This window comes from Dialister sp. UBA1703 (assembly GCA_002320515.1).
Taxonomy (GTDB): Bacteria; Bacillota; Negativicutes; order Veillonellales; family Dialisteraceae; genus Dialister.
The window spans coordinates 1-19430 of sequence record DCJJ01000164.1; the positions used below are offsets into that span (position 1 = coordinate 1).

Below are 19430 nucleotides of genomic sequence, written 5' to 3' on the forward strand. Positions count from 1 at the left end.
CATGCAGCATCGCTCGAAATGACGTAGGGGCAAGATGCAGACTGTCATTTGGCCAATTTACGTGAAAATTTTTGCATACAAAAAGGGCTGTGAAAAAAATGTAAATCATTTTCTCACACCCCCTTACGTTACGTGCTTTACTCTTTTGCCACCAGTGCTGCATGACGAAGCGGATAGCTGACAGCGGTTAGCCGACAGCTGCTCCACCGACCCTCAGCCCTTCATCACAGCCTTTGGCGTCTTATCTTCCGTTTCTCCCGTAAGGCTTTTGGACACGTCGGTCGGTACCCGGCGATAGGGAAAAGTTTTGTACACCTTCTTCATAATGTCATCAAGGATGTACACGTTTCTTACAGTGCCTTCATCTTCCGTGGCAAAGTAGGTACCCCGGTCATCCCGCACAGCCCCGTCCGTTTTCTTATGGCTGTAAATATCCACAACAGCCCTTGTCTGGATAATGTCATCACCATCATCAAAGAGGAAACGATGGAAAATCCACTGCTGCCACTGAATCACCGGCAGTACCACAATATCTGCTCCCGACTCATCGGCCAGCCGGGGAAGGTCGGCAGGAGTCAAAGCACCCTCATAGCCTGTGGTATCCAGGGTTCTGTAATAGGGATAGCGGAAAATCTGCTTCATCTCCCCCTTCACATAAGAAGCCGCTTCCCCGCCGTTTCCGCTGACTCGGGGAGACAGAAGAAGCACGGTGCGGGTATTATCGAAATACCCCATCTTCCGGTTCATCTCCCGGGTGTCTGACGCCTCCGACAGGAGAGCTGCAGAGAGGGAAAAGAAAAGTACCAGAATGAAAGTCATAAGTTTTTTCATAAAAGCCTCCTTTGGCGCCCTGCGGGCGCCGGGTTATAAGGGTTCACGGGGTTCAAAAGGGAATGTTGTGGATTGCCCTTCGGGCAATGAGTTTTGTAAACCGCCTTCGGCGGCTAACCCCTTCCGGCTCGCTGCGCCCCTGCCGCCTGACACAGTTATTCTGAGTGAAAGCGAAGAATCTTGGTGCCTGCCGATAGTGACTCATTGGCCGGTAAATGCCGGTCGGCGGGAAGCATATAGCGGTAAGCGGACAGCGGATATGTCTCACTGTCCCGCTGTCTCACTGTCCCACCAGCTCACTAGTACACTAGTACACCAGTACATCAGCCCACTGTATCTAGCCCCATTCTATCACTTTCCTTTGCCTCTACCAGTTATAAAAAGAGTATTCTTCTCTATAATATATTTTCTATATCAAAATAATTCTAGAATTTATTTTTCTTTTATACTGATTTTTATAAAATAACGCTTCCTGCGCCGGAGGCACCCCTGTTTCCTCTGCCGTCCTTCCATCTCCTCGGCGGTCATAGGCGGTGCTCGAGACTCCGCAATTTTCTTGTACTGCCTCCATATTTCAGGATATGGGAAAGAAAATCATAGAATGTTATAATCAAAACATAAAAGAACAATAACAATACTCCGGAGGGAATCTGTATGCCGTTCCTATTTTTCTGGTGCCTTTTTTTATGCGCCGTCAATGCTTACCTTGTATTTGCCTATAAAACAGACCTGACTGAAACTTTTGAGCAGAAAATGACCTATTTCCTCGGCGGCCACATCGCCTTTGCCTATAATCTCTGCTTTCCCTGGATGGTGTGGTTCATGATGGATGAAATCCGGCCGGCCCTTATCTCCATGTATCTCCTCTTGAACTACTGCACCCTGGCCCGCATGATGCATGTGGATTACCACGGCCTCATCCATGCCGTCTGGGGCGACGCCCGCCGTCACCGCCGCTTTGCGCTCCGCTTCAAGCTGGAAAAAATTTCCTGCGCCCTTTTCCTTGGCATTTCCACCTGGCTCTTCGGCGCACTGGGATTTCTTGTAAGGTTATGAAAAAAGCCTGTGAAATCACTGGATTTCACAGGCTTTTTATTATACTTTGAAATAGTTTCTGATGTACTCAACGAAGATTCTCACCGGCGTAGATTCCAGCATAGGCTGCTTGTAAATGAGGTGGCTTGGACGAAGAAGGGGCCGCTTCTGCTTGTCGTACACCATTTCCCGATTCACCTGGGGCGCACATTTCGGCAGAAGGTCCGCAGGAATGAGAGAGTGTCCCAGCCCCTGGTTCACGATTTCCACGCAGGTCAGACAGTCTGATACGGTAAGCATGAAATGGGGGGATTCGGTGAAATTCTGCCGCCACCACCGGGTACGGAGCTCATCCAGGGAAGGGTCGCTGCGATAGCGGATGGAAGGCTGGTCCGGCAGGGTGCTGTAGTCGATTTTCTTGGCGGAAATCAGGTACAGCGGCGCATCTTCCAGAAGAATATCGGCATCCGTCCATTCCTGGTTCCCACGGACAATGGCCAGATGGATGTCCTCTTTTTTTACCAGCTTCACCAGTTCATCGCTGGTGTCGGTGGTAAGGGAAATTTCAATGTCGCTGTACTGGTCTACAAACCCTTTCAGAATGGCAGGCATATGGGACTGGGCAAAGGACTGGCTGGCACCGATGCGAAGCACCCCGGAAATGGAATTCGGCTCATGGGTTACGTAATTCCTCATGTCCTGGTACTGCTGCAGTTCCTTTTCCGCAAAGGAGAAGAGACGATTTCCTGCGTCTGTGAAATGGACCCCCTTATTGGTACGGATAAATAAAGGACAGCCGATTTCCTTCTCCATCTGGCTCAGGCGATAGGTTAAAGACGGCTGGGTCATAAAAAGCCGCTTCGCCACCTTATTGATACTCCGCTCCTCACGAAGATAAATCAGGATCTTCCAGTCGGTGTTATTCATTGAACTACCCCTTAACTATATAAAAACCAATGACCTTGGTATAAAAAACTTTTGGTATAAAATTATTCTATTAGATTATACCATATTTATGTCAAGAGAAGTAGTAGAAAAAAGGACGCTTGGCGGCTTGGGTTCAGAGGGGCGGAAAAGTGTAACAGCCGCTTCACGGCCGAAGGTTCTTATGGTTACCAGCCGCCTTTGGCGGCTGACCCCTTTCACCGCTCACGCGGTCCCCCTCCCCCTGCAAGCAGGGGGAGGCAAGTTTTTGGAAGCGTCACGCCCCTCCCCATGAATGGTAAAGGCAAGGGGGGGATTACGTGCTGACCTCCCCGCCGAACACGGTCATTCTGAGCCGCAGGCGAAGAATCTCAGTAAGAATCGTAAGTGATAAAAATATTAATAAATAATAGGGAGGGTATTGCGGGGCGTAGAGACGACAGCAGGAAGCAGCTGGCAGTTATCTCTGTGCGGCCTGCACTTTCTGAGCCCATATCTTTAGATAAACTCCCTTGGATACTCATAGAGCTTCTTTGTTCTTTCCTTATAGTCCGGAAGCCAGCGGGCCATGAGGGCGTGGAAGCGGGGCGTGTGGCCTGTTTCCAGCAGGTGGTTCAGTTCGTGCACCACCACGGATTCGATACATTCCTCCGGCTTGGTGATAAGGTCAAGGGCAAACGTAAGCTCTCCGGTCGCTACATTACAGCTGCCCCAGCGGCTCTTGAGAATGCGGATATTGAAGGAGGAAGGATTCACCCCCATGCGGGGCGCGCAGATTTTTATATATTTTTCTATCACCTTTTGCAGTTCTTCCTTCATGAGCTTCTTATAGGCTCCTGGAAAATCCTTCGTTCGGGCCGTTATCACGATACAGAGCCTGCCCTCATGGACGGTCACGAAGCTCACCGTATTTTGATAATAGGCAATGGGATATTCATGGCCAAGAAAATAGTGTTTTTCTCCACTCACATACCGATAGTGAGGAATATCCGGCATCTGCGCCAGTTTCTCTCTAATCCAGGTATCTTTGGAAAAAACGAAATCTTCCACTTTTTTCAGAGGCATGACCGCCGGTGCAGATACCAGAACTTTTCCTGTTCTGGAAATCCGAAGATAAATGGCCCTTATCCCAGACGTGAATGTAATGGTCACAGGATAAGGAAATTTTCTTGTTCCCGGTTTCATTGTTCTAATGACTTTTTTCCCGGACTGTTTCCCCATATCATTCTCCCTGATTTCATAAAAAGAAACAGGGATGCACCGGATATGCACCCCTGCCATTTCAACAAATCCTATTACACCTTTGTGCTTTCCTGCAGCACATGATCGTCTGTTTCAAAGAGAGCTTTTGCAAATTCCTCCGGATGGAACCGGTCCAGATCATCTTCCCTTTCACCCAGGCCAATCCACTTGATAGGCACATGAAGTTCTTCATGGACAGAAAGAACCACGCCGCCCTTGGCAGTTCCGTCCAGCTTGGTGAGAACCACGCCGGTAAGAGGCACGATTTCCCCAAAATTCTTAGCCTGGCTGATGGCATTCTGTCCGGTGGTGGCATCCAGCACCAGCAGCGTCTGGTGCGGCGCATCAGGAATCACTTTCTTCACCACCCGGCTGATTTTGCCCAGCTCTTCCATAAGGTTCACCTTCGTCTGGAGACGGCCGGCGGTGTCGATAAGCACCACGTCCGCCCCTCTGGCCTTGGCCGCGGACACGGCGTCAAAGGCTACGGCCGCCGGATCCGCCCCTTCCGCATGCTTTACAATGTCTGCTCCCGTTCTTTCAGCCCAGATGGTAAGCTGTTCCGATGCAGCGGCACGGAAGGTATCGGCCGCCGCCAGAAGCACCTTCTTTCCTTCCTTGTGGAGACGGCCTGACAGCTTGCCGATGGTGGTGGTCTTGCCTACCCCGTTCACTCCTACCACCAGAATGACTTCCGGATGATGGGTATATTCCTCATCGGCGGTGCTATCCTTCAGGAGATCTTCCACCGTCTTCTCCATGAAAGGCATGACTTCCTTCGTATTGTGAATGGTTCCTTCCGTAACCCCCCGGCGAATCTGCCGCATGAGATAGTCCGTTGTGCGGACGCCGATATCACCGGAAAGGAGCACCATTTCCAAGTCTTCCAGAAAATCTTCGTCAATCTGTGCATAGCCGATGACTACGCTTTCGATATTCTTTATCAGACTCTGCTTGGTCTTTGTCAGGCCCTTTTTGATTTTGTCAAAAAATCCCATATTCATTCCTCCGAACACGCAATAATATATTCTATTGTACCATGAATCAGGATGAAATAGGTAAAATAGAGACCAGGAAACCGGATTTTACCACAGACAGTTTCAAAAATTCACTTAAGTTCTCATGTATCTCTAATTCTCATAGCCTGCCTATTCATGCTTCCAAAAGCAGCAAACGTAATTTCGGCCTTTCCTATTCCCATTTTCCTTCCCCTCATGTATAATAAAAAACAGATGAGAGCATGGAAAAGGCCCGGGGAGTGGCCACAAAAAAATACCCGGTTCCCGATCCTGCTGCAAGCCATCTCGCATAGATGAATACATAAGAGCTCCGGGTCTCCAGCCCGTTCGATGCGTTCTGAGTTTTCAAAATCCTTTCCGGCCGAGAACTCAAATTGGAATCAATCGCAGGTGCGATATGAAAGCCTGAAGAAAGCGTCCTTCTATGGATCGGACAGTTTCGCCATGGAATCTGTCTGCGCACACGCCTTTTTCAGGCTTTTCGTAGTGGTTTGAATTTCATAAGTGCAGAAAAGCACCGCTCCCATGGCAGGGCGGTGCTTTTTGTATGTACCAATTTTTAGGAAGAAAGCAACGACAGGCTGAAGAGGATAGGTCTGTTCCATTCATGGAACAAACCATAGAGGAGACAACGTCCCGGCTCCTATTTCCGGACTGCTGTCCCATTGATTCTCACAAGTCGGATCGCCCCGAAATGGGGAGTTCGTTGCAGCAGCAATATTCCCATCGTATATAAAAGTGCCCCTTGATTCCCGGCACCTTTTTATATACCGGTTATGGAACCTTATTCTTTGTCTTCCAGTTCCCCCTCTATATCCAGATAGAGAGACTGCAGCTTGTCCCTTGTTTCATCCGCCGCCTGCCAGAGGCCCCGCTTTTCTGCTTCCAAAAGAGTTTCCGTAATGCGCTGCAGGGCCCAGGGGTTCACTTCTTTCATCCAGTTCTGCACTTTAGCATCCAGAGCATAAGCATCTGCCAGCTTTTCATACATCCAGTTTTCCATCACCTTGCTGGTAGCGTCCCACTGAAAGCTGATGGACACACGGCTGGACAGGTCAGCCGCCCCTTTGTATCCGTGCTTCATCATCCCCTGTATGAATTTGGGATTCACCGTTTCCATGCGAAAAACCCGCTTAGCCTCCTCCTGCACGCTGCGGACCTTGACGCTGCCCCTTTCCGTACTGTCGCCTTCATAGGAACGGGGAGATTTACCCGAAAGGCTCCGTACGGCTGCTATCATGCCGCCATGATAGGCATTGTAATCATCACTGCTCATCATATTCGTTTCATGGTTATCCTCGTTTTTCAGAGTCACATCCATGCGGGACAGTCGTTCTTTAAACAACTCCGGTTTGTAAGCTCCTTTGGCACTGCTGCCGTAGGCATGGCCGCCCCATCTGACAAAAACGCGGGAAAGGTCATCCAAATTGTTCCAGTTTCGTGATTCCAGCAGGGCACCCACACCGGCGCCATAGGTTCCCGGCGCATCACCAAAAATACGATAGCAGGCTTCCCTCCAGGCTTCCTCTGTCGTCATTCCATTCCTTTCCATGGCACTGCTTTCGGAAAGGACATGTTTACGTATAAAATTGTCTTCCTCCTTCTCCGGAAGGGATGCAGCCAGGAGGACTGCCTTGTCCATAAGAGAAATCACTGCCGGCATGGTATCCCGGAAAAGGCCGCTGATTCTGCCTGTCACATCCAGTCTGGGCCTTTTCAGCTCCGAAAGGGGAATCGGCTCCAGGCGCTTCACATAAAGGTTTCCTTTTTCCCAGATAGGACGAATGCCCATGAGATAAAGAAATTCCGCTATACACTGCCCGTGACTTCGCATATTGGCACCGGACCAGAAAACCATGCCTATATTTTCAGGGTACTTTCCTTCCTCCCTGATATAACGGGCAATAACCTCATCACCCAGCTCTTTGCCTACCGCCCAGGCCGCTTTGGTAGGAAGCTTTCTGGGATCAATTCCATAGAAATTAATTCCTGCCGGAAGGAGGGATACACCACCGGCATGAGGTGAGCCTGAGGGCCCGGGCATAATATATTTCCCTTCTATTCCTTCCAGGGTATGATCCATTTCCTGAATCGTGCCGGAAAGCCTTTTGTACAGGTCATGACAGATAAAACCGGCCGTTTTTTCTACCTGCTTCTGCCACAAGGCATCCCCTTCCCGTACTGACTTGGCTGAAAGGGCTTTTCTGATGCCTTCTTCACTAAAATGATGAACCATCAGAGTGTCGATAAACTGTTCCGTTTCTTTTCTGACTGCTGCCATCATTTCACTGCCCGCCTTTTTCTCAGGAAGAAGGGTCTGGGCGTTTTCCATCAATTCTTTCACTGTGAATCCGTATTTCCCTGCGAACACATCCAGAATGGCAGGGCAGGAACCATCAGACTGCCTCATGAGCTGGATAATTTCATTTCTGAGAATCTCTCCTTCTGGCATCTTTCCCAATATATGGAGGCCCACATGGCATTCACTGTTTTTAATATCCTCTATGTACTGATGCAGCCTTGTCAGATATTCAGAAAATGGCTTCGATTCATCATAGGGCACTTCCCCATCCAGCTCCGCTTTCACAGCCAGGCTGCGTATTTCCTGTATCATGCGGGATGCTGTTTCCGGCTCCACTGCAAGGAAATGGGCATATTCATCCATATTTTTCTCAAGCTCTGAGAGCTCGTCATAGGTGCCTGCATCTGCCATAGGTGCAGGCATATGGTCTACCAGGCAGGCACTCCCACGTCTTTTGGCCTGTATTCCTTCGCCTGTGATAGTCATATGGTAAGGATACACATTGGGAAGAGAGCCCAGTGCCAGATCCGGATAACTGCTCAGGTCAAGTCCCGCGCCCTTGCCCGGCAGCCATTCCAGATTTCCATGGGTTCCAACATGAATGACGGCATCTGCCTTCCAGATATCCCGTATCCACAGGTAATAGGCCAGGTACTGATGGGTAGGAGCGATAAAAGGATCATGATAGATTTTGGCTGCATCAAAACCGTAGCCCCGGGGTGCCTGGACCGTGATGAAAACATGTCCATCCATGACACCGGGAACCAGAATGCTGCCTTCCCCATCCACCATGACACTGCCGGGAGGGCTGCCCCAGTCTTTCTCCATCTGGGCCCTCACATCTGCAGGAAAGGTCTGAAAAAAGTCTCTGTACTGTTTTTCTGTCACTTTATGACAGGCCTTCTCTTCCGCTTCCGTCATCATGGACAAATCATTGGTGGCCTGGCTGGTGATGAGCTGAACGAGCTTGCTGCCTGTTTCCGGGACATAATCTATCCTGTACCCCGCCGCTTTCATCTTTTCCAGAAGACGGCGCACGCTTTCTATGCTGTCAAGGCCGAAGGCACTACCGATATTGGAATTCTTAGGCGGATAGTTGTGAAAAATAATGGCAATTTTCTTGTCTTCATTTCTCTTCCTGTGAAGCCTGGCCCAGGCACCGGCCTTTGCTGCCATGGCAGCTATCCGTTCTTTCAAAGGCAGGTATTCCACCTCTCCTGTTTTCTTCACATGCTTGGCCGCTATGGGCACCCCGTGGATAATGCCGTCAAATTCAGGCATGGAAACACTGATGGAGACCTCCATGGCATTCATGCCTTCCGTTGATTTTTTCCACTCCTCCTCCGGCATAAGCAGGGAATAGCACTGCAGCACAGGAATTCCCATTTCATGGAGCACCTCGCGGGATATGGAGCCGGATGTGGTGAATGAAAATTTCATTACATTCACCAGGCAGTCAATCACAGGCTTTCCATCTTTCATAAAATACCGATGAAATACTTCATCAAGGGATGGCATACCCAGTTTCGTATCTGGAAGACCGTTAGTGAAAACAGGAATGACATTAAGCCCCTGCCGCTCCGCCTCCTCAATGAAAGCATCCTGGTATTTTGTATCTCCCCAGATCCATTCATCCCGATAAAAAAGAAAGCCGGCGGTAGGCCTTTCCATCTTGCAGAATCTCTCCCTATAGGAAGAAAGATCCGTCATATACCTGTTCTTCATGCCAAAATGGTAGAGTCCTGCCCAGCAGAGGGGACTGGGATCCGGTGGTTTTACCGGGGAAGTCTCAAAGAGGAAAGCGCCATAGAGCCACAGATTTCTATAATTTTCCAGTCCGCCGTAAAAGCTGTACTTTTTGATGACTTCTATTTCCTCTTTCCCTATCCATTTTCCGCATTCTTCTTCCGCCGAACCGGCTGCATCCATGTAATAGGGAATCCCACGGCCCTCTAAAAAGGCAAGGCACTGCTGCCAGAATTTCGTGCGAATCGTATTTCCCATGAACTTGATCATCACCAGGGAAGCTCCCTCAAGAAGAGGCGCATAGGAAGCAAAACGGCTGTTATCTTTCACCTTCAGCGTCCGGCAGCTTTCGGAAAGCCGGCCCTCCTTCTGCAGGGACTCCATGGCCCGGTTCATCATGAAAAACCGGCGGTCCACATTTGTCAAATAGATCAGTTTCACTGCCATTCAGCTTCTCCCTTATATGAAATCAGACGCCTGCCATCAGTGGGAATCCTTGTCAAATAGCTCCGGATACACCGCCCGGGCACTGGCCTCTATGGCATCAGTTATATGCTGGCTCATGACATACTTGTACTTTTCCGGGAAAGGGACAAGTCTTCCATTCCTTACTGCCTTCACATCCCGGTAAGCCGGATTTTCCATGATTTTTCTGACAAAGGCTGTCTCATCGTCCCCGGTTTTCACCTTCCATACGGGCATAAGGATCACGTCGGGATCGATTTCCGGCAGGATTTCCATAGAAAGATAGGCATTGCTCCCCTTCGGTACATCATACCGGGCCGCACCATCCTTCACGTGGGCCATGGCCAGCACCTCGCTGAAAAGAGTGCCCTTCTTTCCCAAGATTCCCCTGAAAGAAAGTCCCAGGGCACACCGCTCATCCGAAGGACCTATGGCGGAAAGTTTTTCCTCCAGCTTCGCTTTTTTATTTTCCATATCCTGTACCATGGCTTCACCGCCGGCTTCCTCGTTCACTGCCCTGGCCACTCCTCTGACCTTTTCTTCCATTTCATCCCAGCTTACTGCCACCAGGGATACATACACCGGAATGCCGGACTGCCGTAGAAGACTGACCAGCTGAGGAGACACCGCTGTGGAGGCAATAACCAGGTCCGGTTTCAGGGCCATAATGGACTCTGCATTCATGTCCACCTTCCTCCCCACGGCCTCAGCCTCCTCCTTCGTCACAAAGGAAATATCCGGATTCCCAGCATACCGGGAAAGGGCCGCCACCCGGGACGTGTCCACCAGGCCCAGCAGAATCTCATCGGTGCCATAGGTAAGAGACACAATGCGGGAGGGATGGCTGGGGAGAGATAAAGACTGCCCCGAATCATCCACCACCTGCCGCATTGGGCTTTCCGGCTGTATTTTCCCACAGCCGGAACAGAGAATGGAACAAAAAAGAAAAGAAAAGAGCCAAAATAAGAACCGCTTCAAAAAATCTCCCCCTGCACAGCCTGACTCATAACGATTCTATTCAAAAAAACGGACTACAAAACTGCCTTTTTGGCAGCCCGTTCTCATTAGAATTTATGGGAATATGAAATTCTCCAGTTATAGGGCAGATCCAAATTACCATATCTATTGGAATAGTTCTTATGGTCAAAAAGATTATTCAGTGTAACCGTGACAGAATCATTCTTCGTCACATCGTAGATAGTATTCCATGTGACTCGGGAAAGACTGGGAATCTGTTTATCTTTGGACGGACGGGATGTATAATCTTCTCTATCGCCAAGATATTTCCAGGATAACGTGCTCCGTACCTTGTCAGAACGGTATGTCAGACTCATGACTCCGTCAATTCTGGAAGAATCCTGGATCCAATGGGCATTCTTCTGACTCACATCCTTGATTTCCGGATTGCTGAATCCAAATCCCAATGCATAGTTCCAGTGAGAATTCAGCTTCCGCTCATAGGCAAATTCTACCCCTGTATTTCTGAAATTTCCCTTATTTTCCGCATACTGCAGTCCTGATTGAGGATCAACATTACTCCATCCAAATTTATTCTTGAAATCCATGTAATAGATGGAAACTTTGAAGCTCTGATTATCATTAAACTCTTTCTTTATCCCTGTTTCATAAGTCCACCCTTTTTCCGGTTTAAGATTTTGGGGATTCAGCCCTTTGGAACCAGGCTTTCTGTAAAAAATGGAACTGAATGAAGGCATCTGGAATCCTCTGCCCACGTCAATATACCATGAAGTGGAATCATTGATTTTATACAGGGTCTGTATCTGCGGCGTAAATACATTCTGATTTTTAAATGGATCCAGAATACGCTCCCCTCTTAAGCCAATGGTGGCGCTGAATTTAGGAGAAAATACATCTGTATAGGACAAATACAAAGCGTGGTTCATTCGGTGCACATTCTGATTATCCCTCACTACATTTTCATAGTTTTCCCTTTTAAATGTATATCCGGCAGTCAGACTGTCTTCCCCAAACTCCCATGTTTTCTGGATATCACCAATATAGCTGGACAGATTGGCTGAAGAATCGACTCTCTCATTTTTGAGACGATCTGTTCCCCTGACAGAACGATAATTATACCCAAGGACAGCCTTCACGCCATTATCTTTTCCTGCATAATTAAAACCAGCAGTCATTCTTTTGTCGTCATACACATAATTATAATCTTTGGATAGTTTGGCTGTCTTTCCATATTTATGACCGCCTCTGGTGATATCACCTTCCTGATACATCATATTAAAGCCAATATCATCCGTTAATTTCGCAGCAATGGCCGCCTGATTGGACTGGCTCTTCCCAACCCACCAGTCTGTATCAGAGCCAGCCCCATAATCATTGCTATGGGTACGGCGATCGTCAAAGGAACGTTTTAAATCAACAATCATGCGTGGTCCTATATACATAATGCCGTAATCATTATAATAATTGCCTGCTGTTCCTTTCACAGTCACATGCTCTTTCCCCTCTTCCGGAGTCTTTGTAATAATATTCACCAGCCCTCCCATCGCCTCAGCGCCATACAGGGTTCCGGCAGCACCTTTGACTACTTCTACCTTCTCAATCATCTCCTCAGGAATTCCTTTTAAAGAATTATACCCGGTGAGATTCATGGGGATTCCATTCACCATAACCAGCGTTCCCCGGTCAAAACCACGTACCACCGTGCGTCCGGAGCTTAGCCCGAAGTCCTGACCGGCGTCGCCATATCCCGTACTCTCTACGCCCAGCTGGGATTGAATAGCATCAAATGCATTCTTGTATCCTTTTTCCTCAATATCTTTAGCAGTTACCACTTCTACATTGGCCGGTGTATCCAGATCTTTCTTTTCCACTCTCTGCGCCGTCACCACTACCGGATTCAATGTATACACTTCCCCCTGCGCCCAGGCAGCGGCTCCCCATGTTCCTGCCAATGTTAAAGCTGATGAAGCCATTAAAACTTTCATTTTATTATTCATAAGATTCGACCTTCTCTCAGAAAATAAAAGTGAAAGGCACCGCTCTCGGCTCTAGCGATAAGGCCGGTGCCTTTCCAGAATAGATGAAATTAGAATGTATATTCAATGCCAGCCATAAAGTTTCGTCCCAGATTATAGAAGGAAGAGCTGGAGCTGGATACAATATCATGACGGTTGAAAAGGTTATCAATATTCAGGAAGAACCGGGCATCCTTGTTGGCCTGATAGGAGAAGTTCAGGTCGGTGAAGCACTGGTCTTTAAAATGTTCATAAGGTTCACTATCTCTAGTGCGGTCCCCAAGGACATTCATATTAAATGCCGTTGTCAGTTTGCCGCTTGTATAGTCGAAGCCGCCGTTAAACTCAATGCGGCCATAGTAATCATGCCATTCATTATTGTTCTTAGCGGACTGTCTTTTTTCCGGATGACCATAGGTTATTCCCATATGATACGATAACCGGTCATTCTGTCTGCGGCTCCATTCCAGTTCCACGCCGGTATTACGAATATCCGTATTTCCATAGGTCACTGTGGGCCATTTGGAAGAATCGGCATCAATATGATTCTTAATCTTGTAGTGGAAGACATCAAACCGCCAGGTGGAATTACCAATATTTTTCTTGAATCCCACTTCATAATGATTTCCCGTTTCCGGTTTTAAGTCAGGCACACCCACGATATTGCCGCCGCCATAAAGCTGGGTAAAGGTCGGCATCATGAAAGATTTTCCCGCTTTGGCATAGAGGGAAGTTTCTTCATTAAAGCTGTGTGTCCATGTCACTTCCGGCGTAAACTTATCATACCCATTTCCCGCAGAATCATCTTCTGTCCAGGTTTCACGGAAATTGAAATCAGCTTCATCCTTCTCCGTAATGTTATATGCCAGCTGCCCAAAAATGGAATGCATATTTCTCTGGTAATGGTGATGAGCCCCTTCTTTGGTCCTATAGCCGCCTACATAAATAGGAGAAGTGGTTTTGCTTTCCAAATCTCTTTGGAAATTATAGCCAATCATGAAGGAACCTTTATTGAAATGCCAGCGGTTGGATACATCCAGTCCCATGGTTTGATTGCGGTATTTCGTATAATCGTAATTTCTCTTGCTGGAATCAAATGCAGCTGCATTCGTATAGCTGGGCTTTCCCTTTTTTATAGTGACATTCTGATCTGCAATCCAGTCCTCTGTTTTCTGATCCCGATTATTATAGAAAATACTAGCCTTCAAATCTCCATGGTCATAGTGGAGCTGTGCCAGGTTTTCCTTTGAACTGTGAATCGCATCCTTAAAGGTGGCATCTTTATTGGGCTTATAGGCATGGCCATCATACTTATAGCGGTAATGATCGCTGTTTTGTCCATAGGTATGGGTAAAATAAAGTTCGTCATTAAAGTTGTACCGCCAGTTTACATTACTGTGTTCTCCGCGAATAATGTTGTAATACATGCCTCCATCGGGAGAAGAGCCTCTCTGCTTGCCCGACGGGATGGTTGGTTTGGAAATCCGATCAATCTTTCCTGTGTGGTCATAGCTGTATGTAATGCCAAACTTACCAGCCTGTGCACTGGCCGAATAATTCTGGATGCCATAATTGCCTATACCTGCTTTAACACTGTTTTTCCGCGTGCCCTTGGTGATAATATTGATAACGCCGCCGGAAGCTTCCGACCCATACAGGACTGCACCGCCGCCACGGACAATTTCTATCTTTTCAATGGCATCCACCGGTATATCTTCCAGATTATACCGGCCCTCCTGGTTAATGGGTACACCGTCCACCAATACCAGTGTCCCCTTTTCATTGCCTCTGATAACCACTTTATTTGTCATGGTTCCCTGGGAAATATTTCTTGGTCCCTGGGCGTGCATGATAATACCGGTAGAAAATTTCAGTGCTTCCTGTACACTGGTTGCCCCTGTCTTCTGTATATCTTCGGCAGTCAATACATCTACTGCCGATGGAGTCTTCAGATCCGTTGTTTTTATCCGCTGTGCCGTTACGGTAATGGGATTCAGTTCATACACCTGCTCTGCCGAAGCGCCGGTCCAGCCGGTACAAGCCAGAATCATCCCAAGAGTAAGATACCTGATTTTCTCATTCATACATTTCCTCTCCTTGTCTAATAAAGCATAAAAAAAGAGAACTGAAAAAAAGCGCAGAGCGCCTCAGTTCTCATATTCCCCATAATAATATATTTAATAGACTAATCTATTTTCTTTTTATTGTAATTATTTTTTAGTCTTTATTCATTATCCTCTCCTTTCCCTTTATTGTCAAATTCCAATGTATCATCTTTTGTGTTCTTTTATACCTATGAGTAACTGCATGGACTGGCTGGTACCTGCGGCATGGCAGGCATTGGGACACAAGAGCTGTCCGCTGCCCCGCTGATCTGTATTTATCATCCTTCCGGGCACAGGCTATTCTTACCGATATTCTTCGATGCGCTCAGGATTCTGACGGTGGAAGGCAGGGCAGCGGCTCTATGGTTTCGGACCTATCCTCCACCGCCTGCGGCGGCACCTCCTTCCTGAGGAAGGAGGCTTAACCTATGCGACCACGAAACAGTCCAGTCATTTACGCTGCTGTGCTTTTCGGCAGGAGATTTCTCAGCTCCGCAGGAAATGACAAAGCTGCAGAATGCCAGCGAGCTTGGGGCTGGGATTGCGGTTCGACAGGAAAGGTCAATCAGCTAAATAAAAAAGCATGGCTCCCTAGGGGTTCCATGCTTTTGATTTGGCTGTATCAGCTGTTTTTGAGCTACTTTTCCACTTTTTCCAGTGCCATTTCCAGGGTATGCCAGCCCAGGGTGGCACATTTGACGCGGACGGGCATCTGGGAGATGTCTTTCAGGGTGATGGCGGCTTCCAGTTCTTCCAGCTGGGAGTCGTCGGTGACTTTGCCGCGGATCATGTCCAGGAAGAGGCGGCAGAGGCGGAGGCCTTCTTCCACGGTTCTTCCCTGGAGGAGTTCGGCCATCATGGCGGTGGAGGCCTGGCTGATAGCACAGCCAGTGCCGGTGTAGGCCAAGTCTTTGATAATGCCCTTTTCTACTTTGGCTTCGATATCGATGTCGTCGCCGCAGCTGGGGTTATGTCCATGTTCGTGGACATTGGGGTTTTCGATTTTGCGTTTATTGGTCCTGTCCTTGTTGTATTCCAGGATAAGGTCGGTGTAAAGCTGTTTTAATTCCATCAGTCGTCATACCCCATGACTTTCCGGACGTCCTTCAGTTCTTTCAGGAAATAGTCCACTTCTTCTTCTGTGTTGTAGAAGTAGAAGGAGGCACGGCAGGTGGCGTTGATGCCCAGGTAGCGGTGGAGGGGTTCGGCGCAGTGGTGGCCGGTGCGGATGCAGATGCCTTTGGCAGAAAGGATCTGGGCTACGTCATGAGGATGGACGCCTTCCACTTCGAAAGCTACGAGGCCTTCTTTTTCTTCGGGATTTGCTGGTCCGATGATATGGATGAAGGGCAGTTTCTTCATGCCTTCCAGGCAGCGGGTGACAAGGCGCCGTTCCTGGGCCCGGATTTCGTCATAGCCGATAGCTTCTACGTACTTGATGGCTGCCACCAGGCTGACAGCCCCTTCTACGTACTGGGTGCCTGCTTCAAATTTAGCGGGAAGTTCTGCGTAGGTGGTTTCCTGTTCCTGCACCTGGTCGATCATGTCGCCGCCCATCATGAAGGGTTCCATGTCATTCAGCAGTTCTTCTTTGCCGTAAAGAACGCCGATGCCGCCCATGGAGCACATTTTATGACCGGAGAAGGCGAAGAAGTCGCAGTCCAGATCCTGTACGTCTACCTTCTTGTGAGGGGTGGACTGGGCGCCGTCAAGAACGACGATGGCGCCGTGGGCATGGGCCCGCTGAATGAGGGGTTTGGGGTCGAAATCGATGCCCAGTACATTGGATACTTCCGCAAAGGCGAAGAGTTTCACCCGGGGGTCATCGATTTTCTTCAGTTCTTCTTCCGGGAAATGACCGGTTTCCTTATCCACATAAATGTAGTCCAGTACGGCGCCGGTCTTCTGTGCCACTCTCTGCCAGGTGACCAGGTTGGAATGGTGTTCCGCAATGGTAATAAGGATGTGGTCTCCCTTGTGAAGATGGGTTTCGCCGTAGGAGCGGGCCACCAGGTTCAGGGATTCGGTGGTGTTTCTGGTATAGATGATTTCACCGGTGCTTTTTGCATTGATGAATTTCCGTACCACTTCCTTAGACGTGTCGTAGGCTTCGGATGCGGAAATGGCAAAGATGTGGGCCCCTCTGTGGGGGTTGCCGTTATCATGGGTCACGTAGTCCATGACTGCATTCACCACCGGGAGCGGTCTCTGGGTGGTGGCGGCGTTATCGAAATAAACAATCCGGTGACCGTTGACTTTGGTCTCCAGAATAGGGAAATCTTTTCTGATTAATTCGCTGTTCATTCTATCTCCTTCGAATCCAGTTTCTGCCTGAGTTCTGTAATAATTTCATCTCTCACCGATTCGTCCATGTCGTCGATAATAGGCCGGATGAGGGCTTCAATGACAATCCTCCTGGCTTCTTCCAGGGAAAATCCCCGGCTCATGAGGAAATAAATGGTATTGGCATCCAGCTGTCCTGCACTGGACGCATGGTTTCCCTGCACATCATCTTCGGTGCAGAGGAGCAGGGGCAGGGAAATATTTTTTGTCTTCGGGGAAAGCTGGATGGCATAGTCACCCTCGTCTCCCACAGAGCCGCTGCAGCCTTTTTTGAAATTCAGGGTGCCCCGGAAGATTTTCTTCGATTCATCATCCAGTGCGCCTTTCACATCGATTTCCGCATGAGTCTTCTTCCCCACATGGTCAATGTGGTAGAAGAAATCCAGGTGCTGCTTCTTTGTCCCGGCATACACCGCTTTTTCGGCGATGGCGGAATGGTCGCCTTTCAAAAGGCCGTAGCTGTGGACGTAAATATTTTCGCCGCCCAGTTCGGCAGCGGAGAAGTCCGCCCGGGCGCCTTCGGCCAGCACGCTGTGGCGCTGGTCGAAAACCGCCACCCCTGCAAGGCCGCTTTCCAGGCGGGATACCTTGAGGCGGGCATTTTTTGAGAGGTCATAGTAGGCCCCTGCCAGGCAGGTGCCCTTTTCTGTGTCCCCCTTGAGAATCCAGACCAGGTTAAGGGACGCTTCTTCTTCCAGATGGAAGAGGAAAGCGCCTGCCGCATCTGCTTCCCTGCCGCCGGTAAGGGTGATGGTCAGTTCCGCCTCTGTGCCGCGGGGGATGGTAATGGTATAATGACTGCCCTGCTTGAGAGCTTTCACCGTTTCTTCAGAAGCCCCTTTGAAATCGGCTGGGAGGACGCCGCCTTCTTTCACGAAGGTTTCATCGGAAAAGGCGGGCCTGTTCCCTGCCTTCGGCGCTTCAAATTTCACAGGGGTATCGTTTGTATGGAGATAACGGTATGTAAGAAGAGGCAGCCGGTTGATTCTGATTTCTTCCATAATGCCTCCTTAGCCTATGGCCCCTTCGAATTCAAGATCGATGAGGCGGTTCATTTCTACTGCATATTCCAGAGGCAGGGCCTTGGAAATCGGTTCTGCAAAGCCTCTGACCAGCATGGCCTTTGCATCTTCTTCCGTAAGGCCCCGGCTCATGAGGTAGTAAATATCTTCGTCCGGAATGCGTCCGATTTTTGCTTCGTGCCCCAGGTCGATGTCATCGTTTTCAATGATAATATCCGGAATGGTATCGGAGCGGGACTCATTGTCCAGCATGAGGGACTCGCAGCTGATGGAGCCCTTTGTCCCTTTGGCATTAGGTCCGATATAGACTACGCCGCGGTAAATGGCGGTGCCGCCGGCTTTGGAAATGGATTTGGAGTTGACGGTCATGGACACATCTTTCCCAAGAGCTTCCACTTTGGAGCCGGTATCCAGGAACTGTCCCTTGCCGGCAAAGGTGATGCCTGTAAATTCACAGGTGGAACGGTCTCCCTTGAGCACCGTATCCGGATAGAGGCAGGAGGTATGGGATCCGAAGGAGCCGGATACCCAGATCATATGGCCGTCCTCTTCCACCAGTGATTTCTTGGTATTCAGGTTGTACATATTCTTGGACCAGTTCTCAATGGTAGAGTACCGAAGGGTGGCCCCTTTCTTTATGAAAAGTTCTACCGCTCCGGCATGGAGATTGGCCACATTGTAACGGGGAGCCGAGCAGCCTTCGATGAAGTGGCAGGTGGCTCCTTCTTCCACAATAATCAGGGTATGTTCAAACTGGCCTGCTCCCGGCGCATTAAGGCGGAAGTAGCTCTGCAACGGCATCTTCACATGAACCCCTTTGGGCACATACACGAAGGAGCCGCCGGACCATACGGCATAGTGAAGGGCTGCAAACTTATGGTAGTTCGGCGTAATGAGCTTTCCGAAATAGGATTTGATCAGTTCCGGATATTTCTTGACTGCCGTTTCAAAGTCAACATAAATGACTCCCTGTTCCTCCAGTTCTTTCTGGATATTGTGGTATACCACTTCGGAGTCATACTGGGCGCCTACACCGGCCAGCGATTTCTTTTCCGCTTCCGGAATTCCCAGCCGGTCAAAGGTTTCCCTGATGTTTTCCGGCAGGTCTTCCCAGCGGGCTTTCATATCTGTTTTCGGGCGGACGTAGGTATCAATGTGCTCCATGTCCAGTTCCGAAATGTCCGGTGCCCAGGGCGGTACGTCCAGCTTGTTGTAAATTGCAAGGGCCTTGAGACGCTTTTCCAGCATCCATTCCGGTTCATCCTTTTCTCTGGAAATCTCACGGATTACATCTTCCGTAAGCCCCTTGTCTGCCTTGTAGGAATATTCCACCTTATCCTTCACATCATAAATGCTGCGGTTAATATCCTCTACCTGGCTCTTTTTCTTTTCTTCAGCCATGA

At 49.0% G+C, this 19430-nt stretch carries 13 protein-coding genes; 1 reads left to right on the forward strand and 12 read right to left on the reverse strand.

What is annotated here, in order from left to right:
• Positions 1 to 213: 213 nt before the first annotated feature.
• A complete protein-coding gene (locus B2Y11_RS07630) occupies positions 214 to 831 on the reverse strand; it encodes a hypothetical protein (RefSeq protein ID WP_291057865.1) in 618 nt (205 codons plus the stop codon).
• A 654-nt stretch (positions 832 to 1485) separates the two neighbouring features.
• On the opposite strand from B2Y11_RS07630, the gene B2Y11_RS07635 reads away from it, so the two are divergent.
• Positions 1486 to 1887 carry a hypothetical protein gene (locus B2Y11_RS07635; protein ID WP_291057866.1) on the forward strand — a complete coding sequence of 134 codons (402 nt, stop codon included), beginning with the start codon at positions 1486 to 1488 and terminating at the stop codon, positions 1885 to 1887.
• 39 nt (positions 1888 to 1926) lie between these two features.
• Here the strand turns inward: B2Y11_RS07635 and B2Y11_RS07640 are convergent, their stop codons facing one another.
• The 11 genes from B2Y11_RS07640 to sufB form a co-directional block, all read right to left on the reverse strand.
• Positions 1927 to 2793: a LysR family transcriptional regulator gene (locus B2Y11_RS07640; protein ID WP_291057867.1), complete on the reverse strand. Its 867-nt coding sequence runs from the start codon at positions 2791 to 2793 to the stop codon at positions 1927 to 1929.
• A 495-nt stretch (positions 2794 to 3288) separates the two neighbouring features.
• Complete coding sequence (locus tag B2Y11_RS07645; RefSeq protein WP_291057868.1) at positions 3289 to 4071, reverse strand: M48 family metallopeptidase; 783 nt, start codon at positions 4069 to 4071, stop codon at positions 3289 to 3291.
• Positions 4072 to 4085: 14 nt separating this feature from the next.
• A complete protein-coding gene (gene ftsY / locus B2Y11_RS07650) occupies positions 4086 to 5036 on the reverse strand; it encodes a signal recognition particle-docking protein FtsY (protein WP_414630739.1) in 951 nt (316 codons plus the stop codon).
• Positions 5037 to 5835: 799 nt separating this feature from the next.
• Complete coding sequence (gene cobN, locus B2Y11_RS07655) at positions 5836 to 9546, reverse strand: cobaltochelatase subunit CobN (protein WP_291057870.1); 3711 nt, start codon at positions 9544 to 9546, stop codon at positions 5836 to 5838.
• 36 nt (positions 9547 to 9582) lie between these two features.
• A complete protein-coding gene (locus B2Y11_RS07660) occupies positions 9583 to 10455 on the reverse strand; it encodes an ABC transporter substrate-binding protein (RefSeq protein ID WP_291057871.1) in 873 nt (290 codons plus the stop codon).
• A 173-nt stretch (positions 10456 to 10628) separates the two neighbouring features.
• On the reverse strand, positions 10629 to 12539 hold the full coding sequence (locus B2Y11_RS07665; RefSeq protein ID WP_291057872.1) for a TonB-dependent receptor plug domain-containing protein: 1911 nt from the start codon (positions 12537 to 12539) through the stop codon (positions 10629 to 10631).
• A gap of 89 nt (positions 12540 to 12628) precedes the next feature.
• Entirely contained in the window at positions 12629 to 14641 is a 2013-nt protein-coding gene (locus tag B2Y11_RS07670; protein WP_291057873.1) for a TonB-dependent receptor plug domain-containing protein, read from the reverse strand.
• Between the two features lie 658 nt (positions 14642 to 15299).
• Positions 15300 to 15734 (reverse strand): Fe-S cluster assembly sulfur transfer protein SufU, encoded by a 435-nt coding sequence (gene sufU, locus B2Y11_RS07675; protein WP_291057874.1) that lies wholly within the window; start codon positions 15732 to 15734, stop codon positions 15300 to 15302.
• A complete protein-coding gene (locus B2Y11_RS07680; RefSeq protein ID WP_291057875.1) occupies positions 15734 to 16966 on the reverse strand; it encodes a SufS family cysteine desulfurase in 1233 nt (410 codons plus the stop codon). Before B2Y11_RS07680 ends, sufU begins: the two co-directional genes overlap by 1 nt.
• Positions 16963 to 18006: a SufB/SufD family protein gene (locus B2Y11_RS07685; protein WP_291057876.1), complete on the reverse strand. Its 1044-nt coding sequence runs from the start codon at positions 18004 to 18006 to the stop codon at positions 16963 to 16965. The genes B2Y11_RS07680 and B2Y11_RS07685 overlap by 4 nt, the downstream gene beginning before the upstream one ends.
• A gap of 9 nt (positions 18007 to 18015) precedes the next feature.
• On the reverse strand, positions 18016 to 19428 hold the full coding sequence (gene sufB / locus B2Y11_RS07690; protein ID WP_291057877.1) for a Fe-S cluster assembly protein SufB: 1413 nt from the start codon (positions 19426 to 19428) through the stop codon (positions 18016 to 18018).
• Between the last annotated feature and the right edge of the window lie 2 nt (positions 19429 to 19430).